The sequence below is a fragment of the Pseudomonas sp. ARP3 genome (assembly GCF_001029595.1).
GTDB classification, from domain to species: Bacteria; Pseudomonadota; Gammaproteobacteria; order Pseudomonadales; family Pseudomonadaceae; genus Aquipseudomonas; species Aquipseudomonas rhodesiae.
In genome coordinates this window covers 106053-129892 of the sequence record NZ_LEKF01000012.1, presented here as the reverse complement: position 1 = coordinate 129892, position 23840 = coordinate 106053, and the positions used below count along the sequence as shown (strand labels likewise).

The following is a 23840-nucleotide window of genomic DNA, read 5'->3' as shown; positions in this document are numbered from 1 at the left end:
CTATTCAACCGAGCGACTATTTCAAACTGTGTCCTACAGCATGAATGTAGAGCCTTGAAGGGATTTTCCCACATGAAACACCGCTCGATATCTGTCCTTAGTTGCCGTATTTTCCCATGATTATAGGGGGATGGGGGCAAATGAGAGGTTAACGTAGTAAGTAGGGAGGGTGGCGGAATAGAAGTGTTGCCAGATGCTCGCTGTACGACCGGATCTCGGCCGTACAGCTACGTTTCACTACTGGCGATAAGACTTCAGGAAGTTGCCGATACGACCGATGGCCATCTCCAAGTCATCCACGCGCGGCAAGGTGACGACGCGGAAGTGATCCGGCCATGGCCAGTTGAATGCCGTGCCCTGTACGACCAGCAGTTTTTCCGATAGCAGCAGGTCGAGCACGAATTTCTCGTCGTTGAGAATCGGGCAGACTTTCGGATCGATCCGTGGGAAGGCGTACAGCGCGCCCATGGGTTTGACGCAACTGACGCCGGGGATGGCGTTGAGCAGCTCCCAGGTGCGGTTGCGCTGTTCCAGCAGCCGGCCTTGTGGCAGCACCAGGTCGTTGATGCTTTGATAGCCGCCCAGGGCGGTCTGGATCGCATGCTGGCTCGGTACGTTGGCACACAGGCGCATATTGGCCAGTATGTCGATGCCTTCAATGTAGCTCTGGGCGTTGTGCTTGGGGCCGGAGATGGCGATCCAACCGGAGCGGAAACCCGCCACGCGGTAGGACTTGGACAGGCCGTTGAAGGTCAAGCACAACAGGTCCGGCGCCAGGGAGGCGGTGCACACATGTACGGCATCGTCGTACAGGATCTTGTCGTAGATTTCGTCGGAGAACACCACCAGGTTGTGCTGGCGCGCCAGTTCGAGCATGCCCAGCAGCACTTCCTTGGAATACACCGCGCCGGTAGGGTTGTTCGGGTTGATGATCACCAGCGCCTTGGTGTTCGGGGTGATCTTGGCCTTGATGTCGGCCAGGTCCGGAAACCAGTCGGCGCCTTCGTCACACAGGTAGTGAACGGGGTGGCCGCCGGCCAGGGTCACGGCGGCGGTCCACAATGGGTAATCAGGCGCAGGTACCAGCACTTCGTCGCCGTTGTTGAGCAAGGCCTGCATGGACATCACGATCAGCTCGGACACGCCGTTGCCCAGGTAGATGTCCTCGATGCCAACGCCTTCCACCTGCTTCTGCTGGTAGTACTGCATCACCGCCTTGCGCGCGCTGAACAGGCCTTTGGAGTCGCTGTAGCCTTGGGCGGTGGGCAGGTTGCGGATCACGTCTTGGAGGATTTCGTCCGGCGCTTCGAAACCAAACGGCGCCGGGTTGCCAATGTTCAGCTTGAGGATGCGATGGCCTTCCTCTTCCAGGCGTTTGGCGTGCTTGAGCACTGGGCCGCGAATGTCGTAGCAGACGTTGGCGAGCTTGTTCGATTTGCTGACCTGCATGGCGATGTGATCCTGAAAATGAACGATCCAGACGGTGTGGGCACTACCGTACTGTGAAGGCTGCGAGGCCCGCACCCAGAAATACGTTTGAATGCCGGTAGCGCGGGTGCCAGACTGGCGTTTTGAAGAGGCGCAATCATACGTGCCGCCTGATCCATGGAAAAGACACAGATCAGGGTTTTTCAGTTGCCGAGGTGTACCGATGGATAAGTTGCAGAAAACCGTTGAAGAATGGAAAGCGATGCTCGATCCGGAGCAGTACAACGTATGTCGCCTCAAAGGTACCGAGCGACCTTTCAGCGGCAAGTACAACGACACCAAAACGGACGGCGTGTACCACTGCATTTGCTGCAATGAGCCGCTGTTCGATTCCAAGGCCAAGTTTGACTCGGGCTGCGGCTGGCCCAGCTTCTATGAGCCGATCGCCGACAGCGCCATGATCGAGATCCGGGACGTCAGCCACGGCATGATCCGTACCGAAGTCACCTGCGCCAAGTGCGATGCGCACCTGGGGCATGTGTTCCCCGATGGTCCGCCACCGACCGGTTTGCGCTACTGCATCAATTCGGTGTGCCTGGATCTGGTGCCTCGTTGAAGTGAGTAGGTAGCGCGTCGGGAGTGAGTGGCGAGATGGCTCGCTCCCAGTCATAAACGTGATCGAGCATGATCAATGCGCTCAATTAAGTTGTGTGCAATTGAATCGCTCGCTATGTTGTGGGCTCTTCCCCCGACACGAGGCACAGCCATGAGCGACAACCTGCTGAGTATTCCCTGCACCACCATCAAGGGTGAGCAAAAGACCTTGGCCGATTTCGCCGGCAAGGCCGTCCTGGTGGTCAACACCGCCAGCAAATGCGGCTTCACCCCGCAGTACAAGGGCCTTGAGCAACTCTGGCAACAGTACAAGGATCAGGGGCTGGTGGTATTGGGGTTCCCTTGCAACCAGTTCGGCAAGCAGGAGCCGGGTGACGAAGGGGCGATTTCAGAATTCTGTGAGCTGAACTACGGTGTCAGCTTTCCGCTGTTCAAGAAAATCGACGTCAATGGCAGCGATGCCCATCCTTTATTTGTGCAATTGAAACAGCAGGCCCCCGGTTTGCTGGGTTCCAAGGGCATCAAATGGAACTTCACCAAGTTCCTGATCGGTCGCAATGGTCAGGTGGTCAAGCGCTTCGGCCCGACCACCAAACCTCAGGACTTGACCCAAGAGATCGAAGCCCTGCTCAAATGACTAACCCACCCGTTGTGTCCCTGGCCCTGGACAACCAATTGTGTTTCAAGCTCTACGCGGCTTCGCGGGCGGTAACCCGTGCCTACAAGCCGATGCTGGATCCATTGGGCCTGACCTACCCGCAATACCTGGTGATGCTGGTGCTGTGGGAGTGGCATGACGCCCCTCCGGCGCAGCCTACGGTCAAGGCGCTGGGGGACCGTCTGATGCTCGACTCGGGCACCCTCACGCCGTTGCTCAAACGTCTTGAACAACTGGCTTGGGTGCAGCGTCAGCGCAGTACCAGGGATGAGCGGGAAGTGCATTTGAGCTTGAGTGAGGCCGGCGTGCATCTGCGCGAGCGGACTTACCAGATGAAGACGCGACTGTTGTGCGACAGCGGCATCGACCTGAACCAGGCGGACGACCTGCGCGATGGCCTGGACCAATTGCTGGGGCAGATCAGAGCGCTGTCGTCTTCGGCACCCACAGATCCAGCAGGGCATTGAGTTCTTCGCGACGGAAAGGCTTGGCCAGGTAGTCGTTCATCCCGGCGGCGCGGCAGCGTTCGCGTTCTTCTGACATAGCATTGGCGGTCAACGCTACGATCGGCAGGTCCGGCCAGCGTCCACTGCTGCGTATCTGCCGACTGGCCTCGTAGCCATCCATCACCGGCATATTGCAATCCATCAGCACCATGTCGAAGTGTTGCTCTTCCAGGCACTTAAGCGCTTCGCCACCATGGCCGGCCACGACCACATCACAGCCCAGCTTGCTGAGCATGCCCTTGGCCACCAGTTGGTTGACCGGATTGTCCTCCACCAACAGGATGCGCGCGCGGTGCGCTACAGGCGCGGCTTCCACTTGGATCGGATCGAGGATCAGGTGCCCATCGCTGCGCAAGGTGCGTCGCAGAATCTGATACAGCGCGTTGCGGCTCAAGGGGCGGGCCTGTTGCTGCAACGGCGCGAGTGCGGCCACTTCTTCGCTGGGCATAAAGTTGCCGTACGCCGTTACCACCAGAATCGGTGCGGTAATGCCCGGCCGCAGTCGGAACAGGCACTCCGGGCAGTCAGTGATCAGCAGGTCCGGGGTTTCTCCGCTCAAATCATGGTCCTGGGCGTAACAGCGCGGCGTCAGCCCCCAGTAGGGCAGGAGCGTGGTCAGCAGTTCTGTGAGGCCGCTGCTGGCGTTGGTGATGGCGATTACGTCACCGCTGAGCGGCGGCGGCTGCACCGCCGGCAAATGTGCCGGCAGCGGCAGCTCGGCGCAGAATTGGCTGCCAAAGCCGACCTCCGAGCTGATGCTCAAGCGCCCCTGCATGGCTTCACACAGGTTTCGCGTCAGTGCCAGGCCCAGGCCCGTACCGCCAAACTGGCGAGTGATGCCGGCGCCGGCCTGGGTAAACGGTTGGAAAATTTTTACCTGAGCTTCCTGCGCGATGCCGATGCCGGTGTCGCAGACTTCAATGTGGACCTTGCCCTCCTGAACGCTGAGACGCACATCTACGCGCCCGAAGCGGGTGAACTTGAGGGCGTTGGACAGCAAGTTGCTGACGATCTGCCGCACGCGCGTCGGGTCGCCCAGCACTTGGGCCGGAAACCTCGGGTCGATCAGGCAGGTCAGCTCCACGCTTGGCGCGGCGTTCTGCGACAGCAGGTTGGCGGTGTCTTCCACCAGCGCGCCCAAATCGAATGGAATGCGCTCCAGTTCCAACTGGCCGGCATCGAATTTGGACAGGTCGAGGATATCGTTGAGCAACTCCACCAGCACTTTGCCCGAATCGTGGGCGATGGACAGTTGCTGACGTTGCTCGGCGTTCAAGCTGCTGTCCAGCGACAGCGCGATCATGCCCAGCAAGCCGTTGAGCGGGGTGCGGATCTCGTGGCTCATGTTCGCCAGGAACGCCGCGCGGGCCTGAGCCATGCCCAGGGCATGCATTTTGGCCGCCTCCAACTCGTCGTTGGACTGGCTCAGCCGCTGGTTACTGGCCTTGAGTTCCAGGGTACGAGCGGAGACGATATCTTCCAGTTGGCCCAGGTATTCGGTCAGCCGGTCTTCGGCGTGGCGGCGCTGCTGGATTTCAGTCTGCATGTTTTCGAATTGCTGGTTGGCCACGGTGACCAGTACGCCGATTTCGTCATTTTCGTGCCCGGGCGGGCAGTCCAGACGCGTGTGTTTGCGCGTGCTCAATTCACCAATGATGCGTACCAGTGGTTTGGTCAGCATCACATAGAACAGCCCCAACAGGATGCCGGTCAGCAGCAGGCTGCGCACAAAGCCATTGAGCAGTGTGATCTCGGCGCGCCGCAGGAAGCGGCTGCCGAAAGCGTAGGTATCGACGTCCAGACGCAGCACACCCAGTGAGTCGTTGGGCATATGGCTCAGGTAGAGCCGGTCCTCAAATTGGCGATTGGCGCCAAACATCAGGTCGCTGAGGGCGCGGTAGGTGCTTTCCTTGCGCGGCCGTTTTACATCGGCCAGCACCAGGCCGTTGTTGTCGATCAACTGCGCGCGAATGATGGCGGGGGAGTGCAGCAGGCCCAAGGTCAGTTCCTGCGCCAGCTCGGCGTCGATGTTGTAGGCAATACGCGATGCCGGGTTATGGCTGATTTCGATCAGCGAGCGAATTTCACGGTTGATGGATGCGTCTTCGCTGGCATAATCAATGCCGATTTGGATCAGACTGAGCAAGGTTCCCAAGACGAAACCGACCAGCACAGTCAATCGGGCTTGTTTATAAGACAAGCGGTGGGCGAACTTGATATCCATCGAGTGTTGAACCACTTCACGTTTCCCTTCGCCCGGCAAGCATAGCTGAACATCCACAGGCTCTGGCCTGCCCGGCATAAATCGTTTTATACGCAGCCCCTTGCGGTCTGTCGCAGGGTTGCCAATACGCCATCTTTTGCAAGAACTTGCCAGAGGAATAATCGTGGATTCTCGATTGAATGCCTTTCTTGAGCGGGCCGATGCAGTACTTGCCCGCCTGGAACCCCTGCTGCCAGCGCCCCGACAGGCCATCGACTGGAACCAGTGCCTGGCCGCGCGCTGGCAACGCGAGGGGCGCACCGGGTTTCTGTTGCCGCTGGAGGTCAGTCTGGACATGCGCCTGTCCGACTTGATCGGCGTCGACAAGCAGCGCGAGCAACTGGCGCGCAATACTCAGCAGTTTCTCGACGGCCTGCCCGCCAACCATGCGCTGCTGTGGGGTTCGCGCGGCACCGGCAAGTCGTCCATGGTGCGTGCCCTGCTGGCCCAGCATGCCAACGCCGGTTTGCGCCTGATCGAAATCGAGCGTGATCACTTGGCCGATCTGCCACGTGTAGTCGAGCAACTGCTCAAACTGCCGCAGCGCTTTATCCTGTTCTGTGATGATCTGTCGTTCGAGGCCGGAGAGGGCGACTACCGCGTGCTTAAAAGCGTGCTGGACGGTTCCCTGGAACAGGCGCCGGAAAATGTGCTGCTCTATGCCACCTCCAACCGTCGCCATTTGGTGCCGGAAAACCAGAGCGACAACGATAACTGGAAGCGCGTGGACGGCGAACTGCACCCCAGCGAAGCCGTGGAGGACAAGATTGCCTTGTCCGACCGCTTTGGCTTGTGGCTGTCGTTCTACCCGTTCACCCAGGAACATTTCCTGGATGTGGTGGAGCATTGGATCGGCGAACTGGCCAGCAAAGCCGGTTTGCAATGGCAGCGTGACGAAGCGCTCGATATTCTCGCCGTGCGCTGGGCCACCGGGCGCGGCAACCGCAACGGACGTTGCGCGTATCAATTCGCCCGTTACTGGGTGGGCCTCAAATTGTTGGAGCGTCAACCATGATCGATTTGCAACACGCCGGTACTGGCCTGGATGGCTATGCCATGCTCTGCGCGCAGCTGGAGTCGCTGTTAGCCGATGAGCGCGACTTTATCGCCAACAGTGCCCAGTTTTCTGCGTTCCTGTTCAACCAACTGGATGACTTGAACTGGGCTGGTTTTTACCTCAATCGCAATGAAGAACTGGTGCTCGGCCCGTTCCAGGGGCAGATCGCCTGTGTGCGTATTCCGTTCGGGAAGGGCGTCTGCGGTGCAGCAGCAGCCTCGCGCCAAACCCAGCGCGTCGAGGATGTGCATGCCTTCCCTGGGCATATTGCCTGTGACAGCGCCTCCAACAGTGAGCTGGTGGTCCCGCTGGTCAAGAACGGCCAATTGATTGGTGTTCTTGACCTCGACAGCCCTTTGATGGCCCGTTTTACCCAACAGGACCAGCAGGGCATCGAGCAATTGGCGGCGATTTTTCTGCGCTTGACCGACTGCTGATGCCAGAGGGGCGAACCCGCCCCCTTATGGGTTATCCAGCGCGTGAAGCTGCACCTGCAGCATCCTCTCCAACTCCAGCATCAGCTTTGCGAGGGCCTTCACACCGGCGTCGATCGAAGACCGATCATCATCGCGGCCGCAGGCCTGTTCGAGGGTTTCACACTGTGACGCCAGCGCATTGGCCTGAACGATGCGGGCGGCGCCCTTGATCTTGTGGGCCTGTTCGGTGATCTGCTCATAGGAGGCCTGCGCGTTCATCAGGGCGATCAGCTCCTGACGGTCCTGGCGGCTGCTGTTGAGCAGTTCTTCCAGCAGGCGTCGGCTCATCTGTGGATCGCCGCCGGTCAGGGCCTCGAAATTACCGAGGTCTAGGATCTGGTCGGCAGGGTGCGTGCCGATCTGCGCCAAATGCCGTTCCAGAGCCGTGAGGCTGATGGGCTTGAACAGGCAATCGTTCATGCCTGCCTGTGCGCAACGTTGCTTCTCCTCGGGTTGGGCGTTGGCGGTAAAGCCCAGTACCACACAGGGCGTCAGGCCTTCACGCTGTTCGTACTCGCGGATCGAACGACTCAGTTCATAGCCATTCATGATGGGCATATTGCAGTCGGCGATCACCAGGTCGAAACGCTCCTGACGCCAGGCCTGGAAACCCGCCGCGCCGTTTTGCGCTGCGGTGAACTGATGGCCTAGATAGCCGAGTTGCTGGCACATCAACAGGCGGTTCGCCGGATGATCGTCCACCACCAGCACATTGAGCACTGGCGCGGTGGTCGGCCTTTCGGGTTGGTGTTCGTCCTCGGCCAGCTCAGGCTGCAGGCGTGTCATCTTGAGGTTCACATGCACCTGGGTGCCGACCATGGGCACGCTGCTCAGGCTCAATTGCCCGCCCATCATGGCGCACAGGCTGCGGCAGATCACCAAACCCAGGCCGGCGCCGCTCCTGGCCAGTTGCCCAGAGTTGTCGGCTTGGGCAAAGGGTTCGAACAAGCGCATCTGATCGTCGCGGCTGATGCCGATGCCGGTGTCTTCCACTACCAGTTTCATCTCGACTTGCTGGGCAAGATCGGTGGGCAGCACGTCCACCTTGATTTTGACCTGACCGCGCTCGGTGAACTTGATCGCGTTACTGATCAGGTTCGACAGCACCTGCTTGAAGCGCAGCGGGTCGATCAACACTTCGGTGTCGTCCAGGTCAGTTTTGAACTCCAGTATCAGGCTGAGGGTTTTCTGGCGGGCCAGGCCGTCGAACACACGTACCACCGATTCGATCACTTCCCGCAGGTTCACACGTTCCGGCGCCAGGCTCAGGCGGCCGGATTCGATCCGCGCGATATCGAGGATGTCGCCGATCAGCTCCAGCAGGTCCTTGGCCGAGTTATAGGCCACTTCGATGGCTGGGCGGTCGAGGTGGCCCTGGTCCGCGCGCTTGAGCGTCAATTCGAGCATGCCGATCACTGCGTTCATGGGCGTTCGGATTTCATGGCTCATGGTCGCCAGGAACGTACTTTTGGCGCGATTGGCCTCGTCCGCACGTTCTTTGGCGGCACGCAGTTCGTCGAACAATTGGCGTCGCTCGCTGATGTCGATCCAGCCGCCGATGATGCCCTGGACTTCGCCGACGGAATCGCGATACGGCAAGATCCAGTGATAGATCGTGAGTTTTTTACCGCGTATGTGCAGGGCGCGATCCAGGATCAGCGGGTTGCCCTCAGCCACCACACGCTGATAATCGGCGTGGTATTGCGCGGCCTCTTCCGCCATGGCGGTGCTGATCTGCATCGCACTCCTGCCGATCACCTCTTCGCGCTTGACGTCGAACGCCTGCAGGTAGCTGTCGTTGCAGGTCTGCAGCAGGCCCTTGCGGTCGCGCACGTAAATTGGGTGCGGCGTTTCGTTGACCAGGGCGCGCATGAATTCGAACTGGTCATTGAGAGCGCGCTCAGCCATTTTGCGGTGCTTGATCTGGCGCTGCATGTAGGCGTTCCAGGTCAGGGAAATCAGCAGCAACAGGCCGGTGCCGATGATGATGCGCGCAATCAATTGATGATAATTGCGCCAGTAGCTGTCGGAGGCGGCGGTATAGCCGCGCCAGCGACTGTTGATCACCCCCAGCTCGTCCGGAGCGATGCTGAGCAGAGCCTTGTCGAGAATCGAGCTGAGTTCGGTGGCCCCCCGGGACGTTGCCAAGGCAAAGGTGGCCGGCGTGGTGCCAATGCTGAAACTGGTCTGGACCTTATCTTGGAATATCGGTGAAGACAGGAAATAGTTGGCGACCACCAGGGTATTGACCGCACCCTCCACATGGCCTTGTGCAAGGAGTTCGGTTGCCTTGAACGTGTCCCCCGTTTCTACCAGTTGAATCTGCGGAAAGTGCTCGCGCAGGAATTTGATCGGCGGGCTGCCTTGAGTTACCGCCACGCGTTTGCCAGCCATTTGCTCCAGACTGGTGGGCGCCTGGTCTTCCTTGCGCGTCAACATGACGTAGGAGTTTTCCAGGTAGGGGCGGGTAAAGTTCAACTGTCCTTCGCGTTGCAGGCTGGGGGCGATCGCGCCGATGACATCTGCTTCGCCGGCCTCCACCTGCTCGATCATCTCGTTCACATTGCGTCCGCGCTGGATCTCGAAGCGTAAGCCGGTGCGCAGGCGAATCAGTTCCAGCAGGTCGGCGGTGATGCCGCGGAAGTTGCCGTCTGCATCGAAGAATGTCAGCGGTGCGAAGGTTTCGTTCGCGATGACTTTGACCACTGGGTTGTCTTTCAGCCAACGCTCCTCGCGCGGGGTCAGTTGCAGCTTCTGATCGGTCAACAGAATGTCACTGCCGGCACTCCAGCGCTTGGCAATGGTTTCTCGCTCGGAGATGGGCACAGCCATCAGGACGGAGTCGACGATGCTCAGCAGGATGTGCTGGTGCTGCGGCAGGGCAAAGCTGAAGCCGTAGGCTTCGTGCTTACCGAAATTGGCCATGCGCACGTTCTTCAGGTAGCCCTTGTTGATCAGGTAATGGGTGGAAATGGTATCGCCGAGAAACACGTCCGCCTGTTCGAACGCCACTGCATTCAACGCATTCTGGTAAGAGGGATAGGCGCGGATGACCGCGTTGGGGTAGAGCTTTTCCACTTCGCTCAGAGGCAAGTAGTGATAGACCAGGGCCAGGCGCATCCCCGCCAAGCCCTCGCTGAGGCTGCGCGTTTCGCCCTCGCGGGTGACCAGCACCGGTTGATCCACCGCGTAGGGTTCTGACAGGGTGAGGTTGGGGTTGGCGGCTTCGAACCCGTTGGAAGAGCCCAGCAAGTCGATCTCCCCGGACTCAAGGGCGCGAATGGCCGCCTCTCGGGAGGGGTAGCGCACCACTTTGATCGGCAATGCCAGCGCCTTGGCCAGCAGCCCGGCGTAGTCGGCGGTGAGGCCCTCGTAATCGCGGCCGCTGGAGGTGAGATCAAAAGGGGGGTAGTCAGGGGCCGCAGTGCCCAGTACCAGTTCGCGTTTGTTCTGCAGCCATTGGCGTTGAGCCTTGTTCAGGTGGGTTTCCAGTTGTACCGAGCCTGCACGACTCAATAAATTGAAATATTCCGGGCCCGTTGGAGGGGCGGCAGGCACGGCAATGCTGAAGCACAAACCGGCACTCAATAAAATCAGATAGTCCTTTATACGCCTGGGCATCCGCTTTCTCACACTAGCGCGTTTCGTTTTGCCATCTCGATAAGTTCTACCAAGGATTTGGCTTGAAGTTTTTGCATGAGCCGCTTTTTATAGGTGCTTACTGTTTTGTTACTCAAGAACATACCTTTGGCGATTTCCTTGTTAGTCCGCCCTTGTGCAAAAAGTTGCAATACCATCAGTTCGCGATCGTTTACCGCTTTGAATAGTTCAAGTTCCTTTGAAACCGTGGTGTCCGCCCCATTGGCATTCAAAGCCTGGCTGGGAAAGTAGTTGTAACCTGATAACACGGCACGGATGGCGCTGAGCAACTCGCTCAGATCCCCTTCTTTGCACACATAGCCATCGGCGCCCGAGCGCATGCAGCGGGTGGCGAACAGGGTTGGAGATTGAGCCGTCAGCACCAAGGTCTTCATTGAAGTGTTCATGGCATTGAAGCGGCAGAGCACTTCAAGCCCGTCGAGTTTTGGAATGCTGATATCCAGAATGATCAGGTCCGGTTGGCACTCACGGACCATTTGTATGGCGTCGCATCCATTATCGGTTTCGCCCACTACTTTGTAGCCCTCGTGCTCCAACAACATTCGGATGGCGAGCCTTATAACCGGATGATCATCAATTATAAAAACGGTGTTCATGTTTACGTTTCCGTGCAAGTGCAAATAAAGCGGGCACATTAGCTCAGAAGCGGATGCAGGAGCATGAAGTGGAGGGGGAGCAAATATAAAACAGGAAAGTTCCTACATCAAAAAAGGTAAAAGCCTACTGGTTGCTAAGGATTTGTGAAGCGAGATGACAACGTTTCGCTGTTATTTCGGTTTAATCCGGGCACCAGGTGATTAGAAGGAGCAGGTGCCATGATCTTGGTCGGTCTACAGGGTTGCAAGACTTGTTTTTATAAGGCGGGTAATGGAAAGAGCAACTGTGAAAGTTCTTCTTTGTTCAATGGCTTTGACAAGTAACCGAGCATGGGCAAACCACGCTCCAGTGCCTGAACATGCAACGCCGACAGCTCTGCGATGGGCAGCCCGCTGAGCAGGATGGCGGCGTTGATAAAGCGTTGACGGCTGGCGATTTCAATCAGCTCCAGCCCCGGTAGATCGGGTAGGCATTGATCACACAGAAGGATGTCGAAAGGCATGTGCGCCTGGGTCATCAGATGGACGGCCTGCGCGGCGTTTTCGCATGGTGTCAGCCGCTCGAAGCCGAAGCTGCGAAGCAGACACTGAGTGGCGAGCAGTTGAAAAGGATGATCCTCCACCAACAGGATGCAAAGAGGGTTACTGGGCATAAAAAGTACACGATGAGTCAAGCGTCGAAGGGGGGCATGTAGGAGCTGTTCGATGACTGTGCCCGGAGCGGGCGCGATTATTCCCCGTGTATCTGTGCGAATTCGATCAGGCCGCTCTGTTCCGTGTGTAGGCAGATTCTGCTCAATCGGCAGGCGGCTTGATCGGGCGGTTATTGAGGGCTGGAGCGACCGGTCATCTCTCGTGCCATTTCAGTGGCATAGCTGTCGGTCATGCCGGCGATGAAGTCGATCATGCGCAGGAACGACGTGTGCAGCGGCCATGCCGGGTCCGGTGCGTTGTTGCCGAGCAAATCGAGAATGCGCCGGTTCTTGAAGGACGGCGTGCGCCCGCCATGTTGCTCCAGTGCGGCGCCGCAGAACGCATTCAGGAGAATTTCCAGGGTGGTGTAAGCGCCGATTTCGTGCAGCGTCTTGCGCTTGTCCTGGAAGATTTTCTTGCGCGCCATGTCTTTGGCGTCCAACACACAGCGTTTGGCCGGACCGTGCATATGTTCGACCAGATCGCCGGGCAGGGTGCCGGCCAGCAAAGCATCCTGCTGATCGACGAACGCGCGCGCCGCGGCGTTGGTCAGGTGCTCGATGGCCTTGCCGCGCAGGATCGCCAGTTTGCGCCGGCGTGAGTCCTGCGGCCCCAATTGACGGTAGGTTTGCGGCAGGTCGTCGCCAACCAAATCGAGCAGCAACGACTCGACTTCGGCGTACTCCAGCAAGTCCATTTCCAGGCCGTCTTCCAGGTCGATCAAGGCGTAGCAGATGTCATCCGCGGCCTCCATCAGATAAACCAGCGGGTGACGCGCCCACCGTTGGTCCTCCAGTTGCGGCAGTCCGAGTTTGTGGGCGATCTGTTCCAGAATCGGCAACTCGCTCTGGTAGCAGCCGAACTTGTGCTTCTTGTAGCCCAGGGAGTCGGCGTGGCGGGCGGTCCAGGGGTATTTGAGGTAGGTGCCTAGGGTGGCGTACGTCAGCCGAGTGCCGCCGTCGAACTGGTGGTATTCCAATTGAGTGAGCACGCGGAAGCCTTGGGCATTGCCTTCGAAGTTGAGGAAGTCATTGCGCTCGGCGCTGCTCATGTCGTCCAGCCAGCCGCGGCCGGCCGCTTGTTGAAACCAGTGGCGGATAGCGTCTTCGCCTGAGTGCCCGAACGGCGGGTTACCGATGTCATGGGCCAGGCAGGCCGACTGCACCACCATGCCCAGGTCGCTGGGATCGCACCAGTCGGGCAGGGCGCTGCGCAGGGTCTCGCCCACGCGCATACCCAGGGAGCGGCCGACGCAGCTGACTTCCAGCGAGTGGGTCAAACGGGTGTGGATATGGTCGTTGCTCGACACGGGATGCACTTGCGTCTTGCGACCCAGGCGACGAAACGCGCCGGAGAAAATAATGCGGTCGTGATCTTTATGGAACGGGCTGCGGCCCAATTCTTCCGGGCTGTGCAGTGGTTTTCCAAGACGTTCGCGGGTCAGCAGGGTGGGCCAATCCAAGGCGGGTACTCTCCGTGCGGTGAATGACCCGCCCAGCTTCCCGGTTCCGCCGCGGCGGGGCAAGCGAAAATCTACAGGCCGGCGGCGTCGATATCGATTAACAGTAAGCGCTGACCGTTATCAAAGAATTGTCCGGCGGTGAGGCAGTACTGGTTGGTGGTGGCATCGCGGTAGGTCGAAGACAGCGTCAAGCGGCGCTCCTCCCAACCTTCGGCGAGCAGATGATAAAAGTACGGCCGCCACGACCAGTTGTGGCCAAGGTAGCGGCTATCACTCTGCCAGGCGTCCTGGCGCCACTCGAAATTGGGCGTCAGTTGGGTGCCGTGGCGGTCGCACTGATAAAAGCGCAGCAGCCAGGGGAATGCGGGCAATTGCGGTAACTGGCTCAACGGTGCCTTGGCCTGGGCCCAGCTTTGCAGGATGCTCATCAGCTCGGCCATTTGCTGGCGCAACTGCATGATGCGCCCGCGTTCCGCCAGTTTCTGTTGGACGTAAGCGGTGCGCAGTTGAGCAAAGCGTGGCACGAAGGCGTCGGTGGCGAACCAGTCCAACTGGGCTTGGGCAAACAAGTAACCTTGTACGTACCGGGCGCCGCACTCCAGGGCGAAGTTCAGTTGCGCTTCAGTTTCCACGCCTTCGGCGATGATCCAGCAACCGGTCTTTTCCGCCATTTGTGCCAACGCGCGCACCACCTCGCTGCTTGGCCCGCCGCGCGCGGCCTCCTGAAACAGACGCATGTCTAGTTTGAGAATGTCCGGTTGCAACGCGAGCACCCGGTCCAGCTGGGAATAGCCGGCGCCGAAGTCATCGATGGCGATCCGCGCGCCCGCCTCACGGTAGCGCGCCACAACCTCTGCCAGGCGCCTGATGTCGCCCCCCAGTTCGGTGATCTCGAACACGATGCGCTGCGGGTCCACGCCGTGGCTGTGGATCTGTTTCAGGCTCGGCAACGGCTGGCCCGGACGCAGGCGGTTGATCCAGCGCGGTGAGATGTTCAGGCTCAGGAACCAGTCTTCAGGCGCCTCATGCAGCCGGCTCAGGGCGTTATCGCGCAGCTGCCGGTCGAGTCGTCGCAGAGCTACGCCGGAGGTACGCGGGTCGGCGAACAGCGGGCCTACGGACTGCAGGCGACCGTCAGCCAGGCGCAGGCGACCCAAGGCTTCCACGCCGGCAATGCGGCCGGTGGCGGTATCGATGAAAGGCTGGAAGCAGGCGAGCGGTTGCCCGTCGATCACAAGGCCTCCTTAAGAGAGGTGGCGAAAAAAAGGCCCGCCCCTCGTGAACAAGAGGCCGGGCCGATTCTGTTAGCAAGAATGCAGCCAGCGAGGGCCGGCGCAGCTCAGTCTTTGCGCGAACGCCCTTGCATGGCCAGTTTGATCAACGGGATCAAACCCGCACCCAGGCGCACCAGACGCGTCACGCTGCTGATACTGCCGCCCTTGGCGCCCTTGCCAGTGAGGAAGCCCATCAGCGTCACCGCCGCCACGCCCCACAGCGGCGCGTGCTTGATGCCCAGGTTCTCCTGCCAGTTATGCCGCATGTCGCGCATCTTATGCAGGGGCGTGAGCAACTGCTGGGATTCGTGGCGGATTTCCTGGCGGTGCATTTCCATGCGCAGGCGGATCAAGGCCTTGCGCATTTCTCGCCGGGTGGTGGATTGCGGAACTTCAGTCAGGCTCATGGCAGCAGGCGCTCCCGGTCATTGGCCAACTCTTCGAGGGTGGCATGGAACGGTGTGGATTCATCGAACACCGCGGCTTTCAAGCGTACCCCGCAGAACGCGGCGGCCAGGCTATAAAACACGCAGAGGCAGATGATCCCTGTCAGGCGGTAGCCGGTGTCCCACACCAGAATCATCACCAGAGTCGACAACCCCACCAGCAACAGCAAAGCGAACACCAGGGCAAGGCCTGCGAACAGCAGCAGGCTGACGGTGCGGGCTTTCTGTTCCTGCAACTCGATGCCGAACAGTTCGACGTGGCTGTGCAGCAAGCCTAGAACGGCAGCGCCCAGGCGTCGTGAGGTAGAACTTGCGCCCGTAGACGAGCCACTTTCGCCGATAGACATAATTTAGCGCCTTGTAGCCAGCAGACCGATCAGAAAGCCCACGCCGGCGGCAATACCGATGGACTGCCAAGGGTTGGCCTGCACGTAATCTTCCGTTGCGGTGACCGCCGCCTGGCCGCGTTCGCGCAGGGAGTCTTCGGTCAATTGCAGGGTTTCACGGGCCTTGAGCAGGCTCTCGTGAATCTTGCTGCGCAGTTCATCGGCCTGGTCGCCGGCGAGGATAGCGGTGTCGTCCAGCAACTTTTCGGTGTCGCTGACCAGGGTTTGAAAATCCGCCATCAGTATTTCTTGAGCAGTCTTTGCAGTGGTTCTGGCCATGGGTATCTCCGTGATTGGCTGATCGGTGCGTGTGGTTTCGAGTCACCGGCGTCGGTGAAGGTTCATTGCGATTGCCTGGTACAGCTTTTGCTTTGGCTTGGTGCGCGGGCCCCACGGCCTGCGCTGAATCCGGGCGGTCGAGGCCAATGCCTTGAAAAACCTTACCCTAAAACACTTAAACCCGCGGAAAAACCCTGTCGGCAACGGCCTATTGTGATGTTCGCTGCGCTAAAGCGGTTCATGCCCCCAACAGAGGGGTGGTTCCGCCGGTTCCAATTTAGTGCGCGGATTTCTGGCTTGAACCGCTTTGGTGCTTTTTGCCCTGACTACAGGCCTGCCAGCTTCCATGGACACTCTACAAAGTGCGGTGGACACCCTCGTCCATAGCTCCAACACCCTGTTTATTCTGATCGGCGCGGTCATGGTCCTGGCCATGCACGCCGGCTTCGCGTTTCTGGAAGTCGGTACGGTGCGTCAGAAAAACCAGGTCAACGCGCTGTCGAAGATCCTCAGCGATTTCGCGATCTCGACCCTGGCTTACTTCTTTATAGGCTATTGGATCTCCTACGGCGTGAGCTTTATGCAGCCGGCGGCGGTGATCAGTGCCGATCATGGCTACGGTCTGGTGAAGTTCTTCTTCCTGCTGACATTCGCCGCGGCAATTCCGGCGATCATCTCCGGGGGCATTGCCGAGCGTGCGAAATTCGCGCCGCAGTTGTGCGCCACCGCGTTGATCGTGGCCTTCATTTACCCATTTTTCGAAGGGTTGGTGTGGAACGGTAATTTCGGTCTGCAGGCCTGGTTGCTCAGCACTTTCGGTGCCGGTTTCCATGACTTTGCCGGCTCGGTGGTGGTGCATGCCATGGGCGGTTGGCTGGCGCTGGCGGCGGTGTTGCTGCTGGGCCCGCGCAACGGTCGCTATCGCGAGGGGCGGCTGGTGGCGTTCGCGCCGTCGAGCATTCCGTTCCTGGCGCTGGGTTCGTGGATTCTCATCGTCGGCTGGTTTGGCTTTAACGTGATGAGCGCGCAGACCCTTAACGGCGTCAGCGGTCTGGTGGCGGTCAACTCGCTGATGGCGATGGTCGGCGGCACCGTGGCTGCCCTGGTGATCGGTCGCAACGACCCTGGTTTTCTGCATAACGGGCCGTTGGCCGGATTGGTGGCGATCTGTGCTGGTTCCGACCTGATGCACCCGGTGGGCGCATTGGTCACCGGCGTGGTGGCCGGCGGTTTGTTCGTGTGGTGTTTTATCGCGGCCCAGGATCGCTGGAAGATCGACGACGTGCTGGGTGTGTGGCCGTTGCATGGCCTGTGCGGCGTGTGGGGTGGAATTGCCTGCGGGGTCTTTGGCCAGACGGCCCTTGGCGGGCTGGGCGGCGTGAGCCTGGCCAGCCAGTTGATCGGCACCGCCCTCGGTGTGGCGGTGGCGTTCGGCGGCGGCCTGTTGGTGTACGGCGTGATCAAGCGCGTGCACGGGCTGCGTCTGAGCCAGGAGCAGGAGTACTACGGCGCGGACCTGTCGATCCACAAGATCGGTGCGGTCAGTCAGGATTGATCGGCGCCTCATCGTTGTCGCTGGGCGGTGCGTGAAAGCCGTGCAGCAGGCGATAGCGGTTTTGCCGCACTTCATCAACGCGCGCCTGCACCTGTTGATCCGGCAGGCCCAGCAGGAGCAAGGCGTGGGAGGCGAGCATCAGGCTCGACTCCAATAACTCGGGCACCACTTCAGTGGCGCCCGCTGCTTTCAGTTCGGCCCACTGGCTATCATCGCGGGTGCGCACCAGGATCGGCACCTGGGCGTTGATACGGCGCGCCTCTTTAAGCACCACCAGCGCGACATCGCTGTTATCTACAGCAATCACCACCAATCGCGCGCGCTCTATGCCCACTGCGCTGAGCAGGGCGCCGCGCCGGCAGTCGCCGTAATGCACGCTGCTGTCTTCGGTCGCCGCTTCCTGAACCCGTTCCGGGTCATCATCCAGAGCGATGAATGCTTGTTGCTCGCGACGCAGAAAGCGCCCGATGGACTGTCCCACGCGCCCGTAACCGCAGATCACCGCATGGTTGCGCAGCTGCGCATTGAGCGCGGTGATGGTCTCCAGTTGCACCTGCTGATTGGGTTTGCGATGCAGGCGCAGGGCGATGGCCGGCGCGGCGCGCAATAGCAGGGGGGTGAGCAGCATCGAGCAAAACGTTGCGGCGAGCAGCAGGCCGTTGAATTGATCCGGGATCAGCCGGCTCTGCTGCATCTGTGCCATCAAGGCGAAGCAGAACTCGCCGCCCTGAGCCAGGGCCAGGCCGCTGCGCCAGGCGGTTTCCATGTCGCTGCCGCGCAGTTTGACCAGCACGGCGACCACGCAGCCCTTGATCAGCATCAGCGTGAGGGTCATGCCGAGGATCAACAGGCTGTGGCTGAGGAACAATTGCAGGTCGATCAGCATGCCGATGCTGACGAAAAACAAGCCCAGCAGGATGTCGCGAAATGGTCGGATATCCGCTTCGATCTGATGGCGGTAATGGCTTTCACCCAGCAACATCCCGGCCAGGAACGCGCCCAGGGCAGGGGAGAGGCCGAGCAAATGGGTGAGCCAAGCGGTCAGTAGCACAATCACCAGGGCCAGCAACACAAACAGCTCCGCCGAGTGGGACGCGGCGACCTCACGGAACAGGCGCGGCAACAGCCAGCGGCTGGCAAGCAGCAGGCCGATAAACAGCACTACGGTCTTGCCCAAGGTCAGCGGCAACGCCAGGTACCAGGCCTGATCGCTGCTGCCGGCGAACACCGGCACCAGCGTCAGCAGTAACACTGCAACCACGTCCTGAAACAGCAACACGCCAATCGCATTCTGGCCATGGCTGCTGAAAATCTCGCCAAGGCTGCCCAACTCCTTGCTGACGATGGCCGTGGACGACAGCGCCAACCCCGCGCCGAGCAACAGCGCAATTCCGGGCGCCACCCCCAGTAGCATCAATGTGGCCCCCAGCAGCGCGCCGCACCCCAGTACCTGCAAGCTGCCCAGGCCAAACACCACATGGCGCAGGGCGAGCATCTTGTTCAGGGAAAATTCCAGGCCCAGGGAAAACAGCAGAAACACTACCCCCAGCTCGGCGAGATCGGGCAGCTCTTCGCTATCGTTCACCCAATCCAGCGCGGTGGGCCCCACGGCCAGGCCTACGCACAGATAGCCCAACACGGGCGGCAATTGCAGCCGGCGAAACAGGGCGATCACCACCAGGGATGACGCCAGAATGATCAGCAGGTTGGCGAACACAAACCTCTCCGTTACAGGGTCAGCGGACAAAAAGCCGCGAGAATGGCTGAATCAGTTATAGGCCATGGTGACTTGGGTCAGGTCTTTTTGGGGCGGCATGCACAACTCGCCACCCTCGGTAAGCAGGCTTAGAATGACCCACCTTATTCTGATCAGGCCCATTCGTCATGCTTCCTGAATGCCAGCTGTTCGGCACCCTGGGTTGCCACCTGTGTGAGTTTGCCGAAGCCGAAATCATGCCGCTCGTCGAACATGGGTTGCAGGTTGAGTTGGTGGATATCACCGATCCCGAGGACTTGACCGAGGTCTACGGCCTACGGATTCCGGTGCTTCGACGGGCAGACACGGGCGCGGAACTGGACTGGCCGTTCGACACCGACCAGGTGGTCGCCTTCCTTCTCTGACGTCATGGCGATGGCGGGTTTCCAAATATTGCGCTACTGTATGTTTGTACAGCGATGGAATAGAGGGAACGCCCGTGGTGAATGTTGAACAACTGAAAAGCAGCGTCAATCGCATGTCCGCCGACATCGTGCGCGATGCAGTGAACGAGCTGCGCCTGGACGGTCTGGTCACGGAAGGTAAGACGCCGTTCAACAAAGTGCATTTCAATACCTGCTTTGCCGAGATCGAAGCGCTGTTTCAGCGTGCCGGCTATCACAAGCAGTTGGACGTGGTGGGTTACCAAGGCTTGCTGTACGCCCTCTACGATCCGGGGCGTTGGGAGGCGGTGGACGTGTTGCGTTGGCTCAAGGAGTTCACCGAAGCGGCCAGTGCCTCGCCGATCCTGCGCGCTGAATTAGCCAAGGCCTGAGATCCGCCCTAGGCTCGATCCCGCTCCATGCGGGATAATGCCCGCCGATTTTCCCAGGCTTCGAGCGTCTTCATGTCCACTTCCGGTTTTTCCGCGTCCCAGCACCAGGCCAGCACCTTGTATCTGCCACCGGGCCCTTGGGCTACGGTGCTGGACTGTCTGTGCACGCACTTCCCCGCGATCAGCCGCGAACACTGGTTGGACCGCATCGCTCGCGGTCGCGTGCTGGACATCAACGGCGACCCCATCCAGCAAGATCTGGCCTACAGGGAAGGCCTGTGCATCTACTATTTTCGCGAGGTGCCCAACGAAAAGGTCATCCCGGTGCAGGAAACTATTCTGTATGCCGACGAACACTTGGTGGTGGCCGATAAACCGCACTTCCTACCCGTGACGCCGGCCGGCGAATACGTCGAACAGACGCTGTTGCGCCGCCTGATTCGTCGCCTGGACAACCCGTCGCTGGTGCCCCTGCATCGTATCGACCGGCACACCGCGGGGCTGGTGCTGTTCTCGGCCAACCCCCACAGCCGCGCGGCGTATCAGCAGCTGTTTCCTACGCGCAAGATCGATAAATTTTACGAAGCCATTGCCCCCGCGCTGCCGGATCTCACCTTTCCCTTGGTACACAAAAGTCGTCTGGTGGACGGTGAGCCCTTCTTTCGCATGCAGGAAGGTCCCGGTGTCAGCAACACCGAAACCGCGGTGGAGGTTCGCGAAAAACATGGCGAGCTATGGCGTTACGGCCTGTTCCCGGTCACCGGCAAGAAGCACCAGTTGCGCGTGCACATGACCGCGCTGGGGGCGAGTATCTGCAATGACCCGTTTTACCCCGACGTGCTCAAGGACGCCGTGGACGACTACGCCAACCCACTTAAACTGCTGGCCCAGGGTGTGCGTTTTGTCGACCCGGTTACCGGCCAGACGCGCGACTTTCGCAGCCGCATCACCCTCGATTGGTAAGCCCCGGAAACGACAAGGCCCGCGCGAGGCGGGCCTTGTGGGCAAACGCTTAAGACTTACAGGTCTTTAACGGTGCGAACCTGGTCTTTATTGATACGGGTGTGCTTGCCGTCCAGCTGTTCGAATTCGTAGAAGCCCGAATCTTCATCGTATTTCGGGGTGTCGACGGCCTGGATTTCACGACCGTCATTCAGGGTGATCACGGTAGGCGAGGCGCAACCGGCGAGGGTAGCGAGGCCCAGGGCGAGCATGAAAGCGGCGATGGTCCGTTGAGTCATGGGTGTGTCTCCAAGAGAATTCTTTGAAATTGCTGACCTTGTGACGCGTAAGGCGTCGCCAAAGTTCCTTGTACGAAAGTTCATTCTGACACGTCAGACTTCTGGTGCAACAGTTCGGGTGTGTTCAAGTTGGCCAGGCGTGGATCATTCGCCGGGCATTCCAGGCCCACGCCACCCAGTTGCAGGAGGATCTTGCGCGGGCTGCGCTCGCCAGCGTGCCAGGCTTGTTCTACCGCGTTCCTGAGGTGCGTTGGGATGATGCAGATCAAGGGTTCCCAGAATTCCCCATGGCGCACCATCACCGGCGACTGCGGGGTGCGTCGGGCCGTGTCACGCAGGTCGGCCAGCAGGCGCGCGTCGATGTGCGGCACATCGCAGGGCAACACCAGCAAGTGCTCATGGCGCGCGGCGGCGAGGCCGGCGCGGATACCGGCGAGCGGCCCGGGGAAGTCCGCGCTGTCGTCGTTTACTAGGTGATCGGCGTATGCCGCGTAACGGTCTTGGTTGCGGTTGCAGGAGATGATCAAGTCGTCGGTCAGCCCGCGCACCAAGCCCTGCAAGTGCGCAATCAGCGGCTGTCCGCGCCAGGTTAGCAAGCCTTTGTCCTGGCCGCCCATGCGTTGGCCGCGGCCACCGGACAGCAATAGAATCGAACAGGGCAAAGGGCACGAATCAAAGGACATGGTGGTTCCGCAGCGGCAAGCAAAGGAGGGCCTGTGATATAACACCGGGCTGTTCCTTCGACAACCGGACCGTGCCATGAAAGCCAAGGTTGATGCGCCTTTTGTACCCCTGAATATCGCTGTATTGACCGTTAGTGACACCCGCACCCTGGATACCGACACCTCGGGCCAAGTCTTCGTCGACCGTCTGACCGCCGCCGGCCATCGCCTGGCCGAGCGCGTGCTGCTCAAGGACGATCTCTACAAGATCCGCGCCCAGGTTGCCCACTGGATCGCCGAAGACGTGGTGCAAGTGGTGTTGATCACCGGCGGCACTGGCTTTACCGGCCGCGACAGCACCCCCGAAGCGGTGAGCTGTCTGCTGGACAAGCAGGTCGACGGCTTTGGTGAGCTGTTCCGCCAGATATCCGTGGCTGATATCGGCACCTCCACCGTGCAATCCCGCGCGCTGGCTGGTCTGGCCAACGGCACCCTGGTGTGCTGCCTGCCGGGCTCCACCAATGCGGTGCGCACCGGTTGGGACGGCATCCTCGCCGAGCAGTTGGACAACCGCCATCGCCCGTGCAACTTCGTCCCGCACCTCAAACTGGCTGAACCTTGTGAATCCCGTGGGTAAGCCCGGCAAGGCCGGCGCCCTCATGCCGGTAGAGCAGGCGCTGCAACAGCTGCTGGACCTGGCCGACGCCACGCCGATTCGCGAGCAGGAGACGTTGCCCCTGGCCGGCTGCGACGGTCGCGTACTCGCGCATGCGCTGATCTCCACCCTCGACCTGCCGCCCTGGCCCAACAGTGCCATGGATGGCTACGCCGTGCGCCTCTCTGACTGGACCGGCGAGCCGCTGGTGGTTAGCCAACGTATCTTCGCCGGTCAGGCGCCGCAGCCCCTGGCGGCAGGAACCTGCGCGCGGATTTTCACCGGTGCGCCGGTCCCCGCCGGCGCCGATTGCGTGGAGATGCAAGAAAACGCCGTGGTCCACGCCGATGAACGGGTGAGTTTCAGCGAACCCCTGCGCACGGGTCAGAACATCCGCCCCCAGGGCCAGGAAACCACCGTCGGCGAAACCGTGCTCGACGCGGGCACGCGCCTGGGGCCCATCGAGCTGGGCTTGGCCGCGTCCTTGGGCTGCGATGGCCTGGCCGTGGTGCGTCGCCTGCGGGTGGCGGTGCTGTCCACCGGCGACGAACTGATCGAGCCGGGCCAGCCCCTGGGACCGGGGCAGATCTACAACAGCAACCGCCGCGTGCTGTGCAGTTGGCTGGCGCGGATGGGCTGTGAAGTGATCGATGCCGGGATTCTGCCTGACGACCTGGAACAGACCCGTGGGCGTCTGGCCGGGTTGGGCAGCGTTGACCTGATCCTGTCCACCGGCGGCGTGTCGGTGGGGGAGGCGGACTTCCTCGGCGTCGCCCTGCGTGAAGAGGGCGAGCTGGCGTTATGGAAACTGGCGATCAAGCCAGGCAAGCCGCTGACGGTCGGCCATTTTCGCGGTGTGCCGGTGATCGGTCTGCCTGGTAACCCGGCGTCTACCCTGGTGACGTTTGCGCTCTTGGCGCGCCCGTACATCCTGCGGCGTCTAGGCGTACTCGACGTGACACCGTTGCGCTTCGAGGTTCCGGTGGGTTTCGAATGGCCCAAGCCGGGCAACCGCCGCGAGTACCTGCGCGGGCGTATCGAGCAGGGCCGCGCGGTCATCTATCGCAACCAGAGTTCCGGTGTGCTGCGCAGCGCGGCGTGGGCAGAGGGATTTGTGGAGGTGTTGGAAGGCACAACGCTTAATGTGGGGGATCGAGTCAACTTCATTCCGCTGAGCGAAGTCATCAACTGAATAAAAAGTCTGAGTGTGGGAGCGAGGACACTGATAGCGGAGTAACAGTCACCTAATGGCTGGCTGAATCACTGCCATCGGGGGCAAGCCCCCTCCCACCCTTGATAATCATTGCCTGGGCTGGATCATACGGCGCAGCACCGCGCGAACCATACTGCTTCCCCCGGTATCAACTGAAAAGCCGGCTCAAAATGTGGGAGGGGGC

The 23840-nt window shown here is 60.3% G+C and carries 24 protein-coding genes; 11 read left to right on the top strand and 13 right to left on the bottom strand.

What is annotated here, in order from left to right; genetic code table 11:
- Window positions 1-237 precede the first annotated feature (237 nt).
- A complete protein-coding gene (locus ABX75_RS15750; RefSeq protein ID WP_034096602.1) occupies window positions 238-1449 on the bottom strand; it encodes a pyridoxal phosphate-dependent aminotransferase in 1212 nt (403 codons plus the stop codon).
- A 202-nt stretch (window positions 1450-1651) separates the two neighbouring features.
- Here ABX75_RS15750 and msrB point away from each other — a divergent pair, with 202 nt between their 5' ends.
- The 3 genes from msrB (at window position 1652) to ABX75_RS15735 (ending at window position 3168) form a co-directional block, all read left to right on the top strand.
- Complete coding sequence (gene msrB, locus ABX75_RS15745) at window positions 1652-2044, top strand: peptide-methionine (R)-S-oxide reductase MsrB (protein WP_034096603.1); 393 nt, start codon at window positions 1652-1654, stop codon at window positions 2042-2044.
- 150 nt (window positions 2045-2194) lie between these two features.
- A complete protein-coding gene (locus ABX75_RS15740) occupies window positions 2195-2680 on the top strand; it encodes a glutathione peroxidase (protein WP_034096604.1) in 486 nt (161 codons plus the stop codon).
- Complete coding sequence (locus tag ABX75_RS15735) at window positions 2677-3168, top strand: MarR family winged helix-turn-helix transcriptional regulator (protein WP_034096605.1); 492 nt, start codon at window positions 2677-2679, stop codon at window positions 3166-3168. The genes ABX75_RS15740 and ABX75_RS15735 overlap by 4 nt, the downstream gene beginning before the upstream one ends.
- On the opposite strand, the gene ABX75_RS15730 is transcribed toward ABX75_RS15735, so the two are convergent.
- On the bottom strand, window positions 3122-5431 hold the full coding sequence (locus tag ABX75_RS15730; protein ID WP_047882257.1) for a response regulator: 2310 nt from the start codon (window positions 5429-5431) through the stop codon (window positions 3122-3124). The genes ABX75_RS15735 and ABX75_RS15730 overlap by 47 nt on opposite strands.
- A gap of 163 nt (window positions 5432-5594) precedes the next feature.
- Between ABX75_RS15730 and ABX75_RS15725 the strand changes: the two genes are divergently transcribed.
- Together ABX75_RS15725 and ABX75_RS15720 are read left to right on the top strand one after the other, a co-directional pair.
- Window positions 5595-6485: an ATP-binding protein gene (locus ABX75_RS15725; protein WP_034096607.1), complete on the top strand. Its 891-nt coding sequence runs from the start codon at window positions 5595-5597 to the stop codon at window positions 6483-6485.
- Window positions 6482-6964, top strand: coding sequence for a GAF domain-containing protein (locus ABX75_RS15720; RefSeq protein WP_034096608.1), 483 nt, complete (start codon window positions 6482-6484; stop codon window positions 6962-6964). Before ABX75_RS15725 ends, ABX75_RS15720 begins: the two co-directional genes overlap by 4 nt.
- A gap of 24 nt (window positions 6965-6988) precedes the next feature.
- On the opposite strand, the gene ABX75_RS15715 is transcribed toward ABX75_RS15720, so the two are convergent.
- The 8 genes from ABX75_RS15715 to ABX75_RS15680 all read right to left on the bottom strand — a co-directional run bounded on the left by ABX75_RS15715 (window position 6989) and on the right by ABX75_RS15680 (window position 15799).
- The gene (locus ABX75_RS15715) at window positions 6989-10624 is read right to left on the bottom strand and encodes a transporter substrate-binding domain-containing protein (protein WP_047882256.1); all 3636 of its coding nucleotides are present in this window, start codon (window positions 10622-10624) and stop codon (window positions 6989-6991) included.
- Between the two features lie 8 nt (window positions 10625-10632).
- Window positions 10633-11259, bottom strand: a complete 627-nt coding sequence (locus ABX75_RS15710) for a response regulator transcription factor (RefSeq protein WP_034096610.1) — start codon at window positions 11257-11259, stop codon at window positions 10633-10635.
- Window positions 11260-11516: 257 nt separating this feature from the next.
- Window positions 11517-11912, bottom strand: a complete 396-nt coding sequence (locus ABX75_RS15705; protein ID WP_034096611.1) for a response regulator — start codon at window positions 11910-11912, stop codon at window positions 11517-11519.
- A 170-nt stretch (window positions 11913-12082) separates the two neighbouring features.
- Window positions 12083-13414, bottom strand: a complete 1332-nt coding sequence (locus ABX75_RS15700; protein WP_034096612.1) for a deoxyguanosinetriphosphate triphosphohydrolase — start codon at window positions 13412-13414, stop codon at window positions 12083-12085.
- Window positions 13415-13485: 71 nt separating this feature from the next.
- Window positions 13486-14649 carry an EAL domain-containing protein gene (locus ABX75_RS15695; RefSeq protein WP_034096613.1) on the bottom strand — a complete coding sequence of 388 codons (1164 nt, stop codon included), beginning with the start codon at window positions 14647-14649 and terminating at the stop codon, window positions 13486-13488.
- A 104-nt stretch (window positions 14650-14753) separates the two neighbouring features.
- On the bottom strand, window positions 14754-15095 hold the full coding sequence (locus ABX75_RS15690; protein WP_034096614.1) for a hypothetical protein: 342 nt from the start codon (window positions 15093-15095) through the stop codon (window positions 14754-14756).
- Window positions 15092-15481, bottom strand: a complete 390-nt coding sequence (locus ABX75_RS15685) for a phage holin family protein (RefSeq protein ID WP_034096615.1) — start codon at window positions 15479-15481, stop codon at window positions 15092-15094. The genes ABX75_RS15690 and ABX75_RS15685 overlap by 4 nt, the downstream gene beginning before the upstream one ends.
- A 3-nt stretch (window positions 15482-15484) precedes the next feature.
- Window positions 15485-15799, bottom strand: a complete 315-nt coding sequence (locus ABX75_RS15680) for a YqjD family protein (protein WP_034096616.1) — start codon at window positions 15797-15799, stop codon at window positions 15485-15487.
- A gap of 346 nt (window positions 15800-16145) precedes the next feature.
- Between ABX75_RS15680 and ABX75_RS15675 the strand changes: the two genes are divergently transcribed.
- Window positions 16146-17354 (top strand): ammonium transporter, encoded by a 1209-nt coding sequence (locus ABX75_RS15675; protein ID WP_040266256.1) that lies wholly within the window; start codon window positions 16146-16148, stop codon window positions 17352-17354.
- On the opposite strand, the gene ABX75_RS15670 is transcribed toward ABX75_RS15675, so the two are convergent.
- Window positions 17341-19071 (bottom strand): monovalent cation:proton antiporter-2 (CPA2) family protein, encoded by a 1731-nt coding sequence (locus ABX75_RS15670; RefSeq protein WP_034096618.1) that lies wholly within the window; start codon window positions 19069-19071, stop codon window positions 17341-17343. The genes ABX75_RS15675 and ABX75_RS15670 overlap by 14 nt on opposite strands.
- A 167-nt stretch (window positions 19072-19238) precedes the next feature.
- Here ABX75_RS15670 and ABX75_RS15665 point away from each other — a divergent pair, with 167 nt between their 5' ends.
- From ABX75_RS15665 to ABX75_RS15655, 3 genes are all read left to right on the top strand, one after another.
- Window positions 19239-19475, top strand: a complete 237-nt coding sequence (locus ABX75_RS15665) for a glutaredoxin family protein (RefSeq protein ID WP_047882255.1) — start codon at window positions 19239-19241, stop codon at window positions 19473-19475.
- Window positions 19476-19549: 74 nt separating this feature from the next.
- Window positions 19550-19885, top strand: a complete 336-nt coding sequence (locus tag ABX75_RS15660; protein WP_034096620.1) for a hypothetical protein — start codon at window positions 19550-19552, stop codon at window positions 19883-19885.
- A gap of 72 nt (window positions 19886-19957) precedes the next feature.
- Window positions 19958-20848, top strand: a complete 891-nt coding sequence (locus ABX75_RS15655) for a pseudouridine synthase (RefSeq protein ID WP_034096621.1) — start codon at window positions 19958-19960, stop codon at window positions 20846-20848.
- A gap of 56 nt (window positions 20849-20904) precedes the next feature.
- Here ABX75_RS15655 and ABX75_RS15650 read toward each other — a convergent pair whose 3' ends face one another.
- Window positions 20905-21126, bottom strand: a complete 222-nt coding sequence (locus tag ABX75_RS15650) for a YgdI/YgdR family lipoprotein (RefSeq protein WP_034096622.1) — start codon at window positions 21124-21126, stop codon at window positions 20905-20907.
- An 80-nt stretch (window positions 21127-21206) separates the two neighbouring features.
- Window positions 21207-21809, bottom strand: coding sequence for a molybdenum cofactor guanylyltransferase MobA (gene mobA, locus ABX75_RS15645; protein ID WP_034096623.1), 603 nt, complete (start codon window positions 21807-21809; stop codon window positions 21207-21209).
- A 76-nt stretch (window positions 21810-21885) separates the two neighbouring features.
- On the opposite strand from mobA, the gene moaB reads away from it, so the two are divergent.
- On the top strand, window positions 21886-22425 hold the full coding sequence (gene moaB, locus ABX75_RS15640) for a molybdenum cofactor biosynthesis protein B (protein ID WP_034096624.1): 540 nt from the start codon (window positions 21886-21888) through the stop codon (window positions 22423-22425).
- Complete coding sequence (gene glp, locus ABX75_RS15635) at window positions 22409-23635, top strand: gephyrin-like molybdotransferase Glp (RefSeq protein WP_047882254.1); 1227 nt, start codon at window positions 22409-22411, stop codon at window positions 23633-23635. Before moaB ends, glp begins: the two co-directional genes overlap by 17 nt.
- Window positions 23636-23840 lie beyond the last annotated feature (205 nt).

Coding starts and splice junctions, on each gene's coding strand:
- ABX75_RS15685 (WP_034096615.1), bottom strand. CDS start 15,481: ATGTCTATCGGCGAAAGTGGCTCGTCTACGGGCGCAAGTTCTACCTCA.
- ABX75_RS15735 (WP_034096605.1), top strand. CDS start 2,677: ATGACTAACCCACCCGTTGTGTCCCTGGCCCTGGACAACCAATTGTGT.
- ABX75_RS15650 (WP_034096622.1), bottom strand. CDS start 21,126: ATGACTCAACGGACCATCGCCGCTTTCATGCTCGCCCTGGGCCTCGCT.
- ABX75_RS15705 (WP_034096611.1), bottom strand. CDS start 11,912: ATGCCCAGTAACCCTCTTTGCATCCTGTTGGTGGAGGATCATCCTTTT.
- ABX75_RS15720 (WP_034096608.1), top strand. CDS start 6,482: ATGATCGATTTGCAACACGCCGGTACTGGCCTGGATGGCTATGCCATG.
- ABX75_RS15665 (WP_047882255.1), top strand. CDS start 19,239: ATGCTTCCTGAATGCCAGCTGTTCGGCACCCTGGGTTGCCACCTGTGT.
- ABX75_RS15730 (WP_047882257.1), bottom strand. CDS start 5,431: ATGGATATCAAGTTCGCCCACCGCTTGTCTTATAAACAAGCCCGATTG.
- ABX75_RS15710 (WP_034096610.1), bottom strand. CDS start 11,259: ATGAACACCGTTTTTATAATTGATGATCATCCGGTTATAAGGCTCGCC.
- ABX75_RS15690 (WP_034096614.1), bottom strand. CDS start 15,095: ATGAGCCTGACTGAAGTTCCGCAATCCACCACCCGGCGAGAAATGCGC.
- msrB (WP_034096603.1), top strand. CDS start 1,652: ATGGATAAGTTGCAGAAAACCGTTGAAGAATGGAAAGCGATGCTCGAT.
- ABX75_RS15655 (WP_034096621.1), top strand. CDS start 19,958: ATGTCCACTTCCGGTTTTTCCGCGTCCCAGCACCAGGCCAGCACCTTG.
- ABX75_RS15680 (WP_034096616.1), bottom strand. CDS start 15,799: ATGGCCAGAACCACTGCAAAGACTGCTCAAGAAATACTGATGGCGGAT.
- moaB (WP_034096624.1), top strand. CDS start 21,886: ATGAAAGCCAAGGTTGATGCGCCTTTTGTACCCCTGAATATCGCTGTA.
- mobA (WP_034096623.1), bottom strand. CDS start 21,809: ATGTCCTTTGATTCGTGCCCTTTGCCCTGTTCGATTCTATTGCTGTCC.
- ABX75_RS15750 (WP_034096602.1), bottom strand. CDS start 1,449: ATGCAGGTCAGCAAATCGAACAAGCTCGCCAACGTCTGCTACGACATT.
- ABX75_RS15675 (WP_040266256.1), top strand. CDS start 16,146: ATGGACACTCTACAAAGTGCGGTGGACACCCTCGTCCATAGCTCCAAC.
- ABX75_RS15715 (WP_047882256.1), bottom strand. CDS start 10,624: ATGCCCAGGCGTATAAAGGACTATCTGATTTTATTGAGTGCCGGTTTG.
- ABX75_RS15740 (WP_034096604.1), top strand. CDS start 2,195: ATGAGCGACAACCTGCTGAGTATTCCCTGCACCACCATCAAGGGTGAG.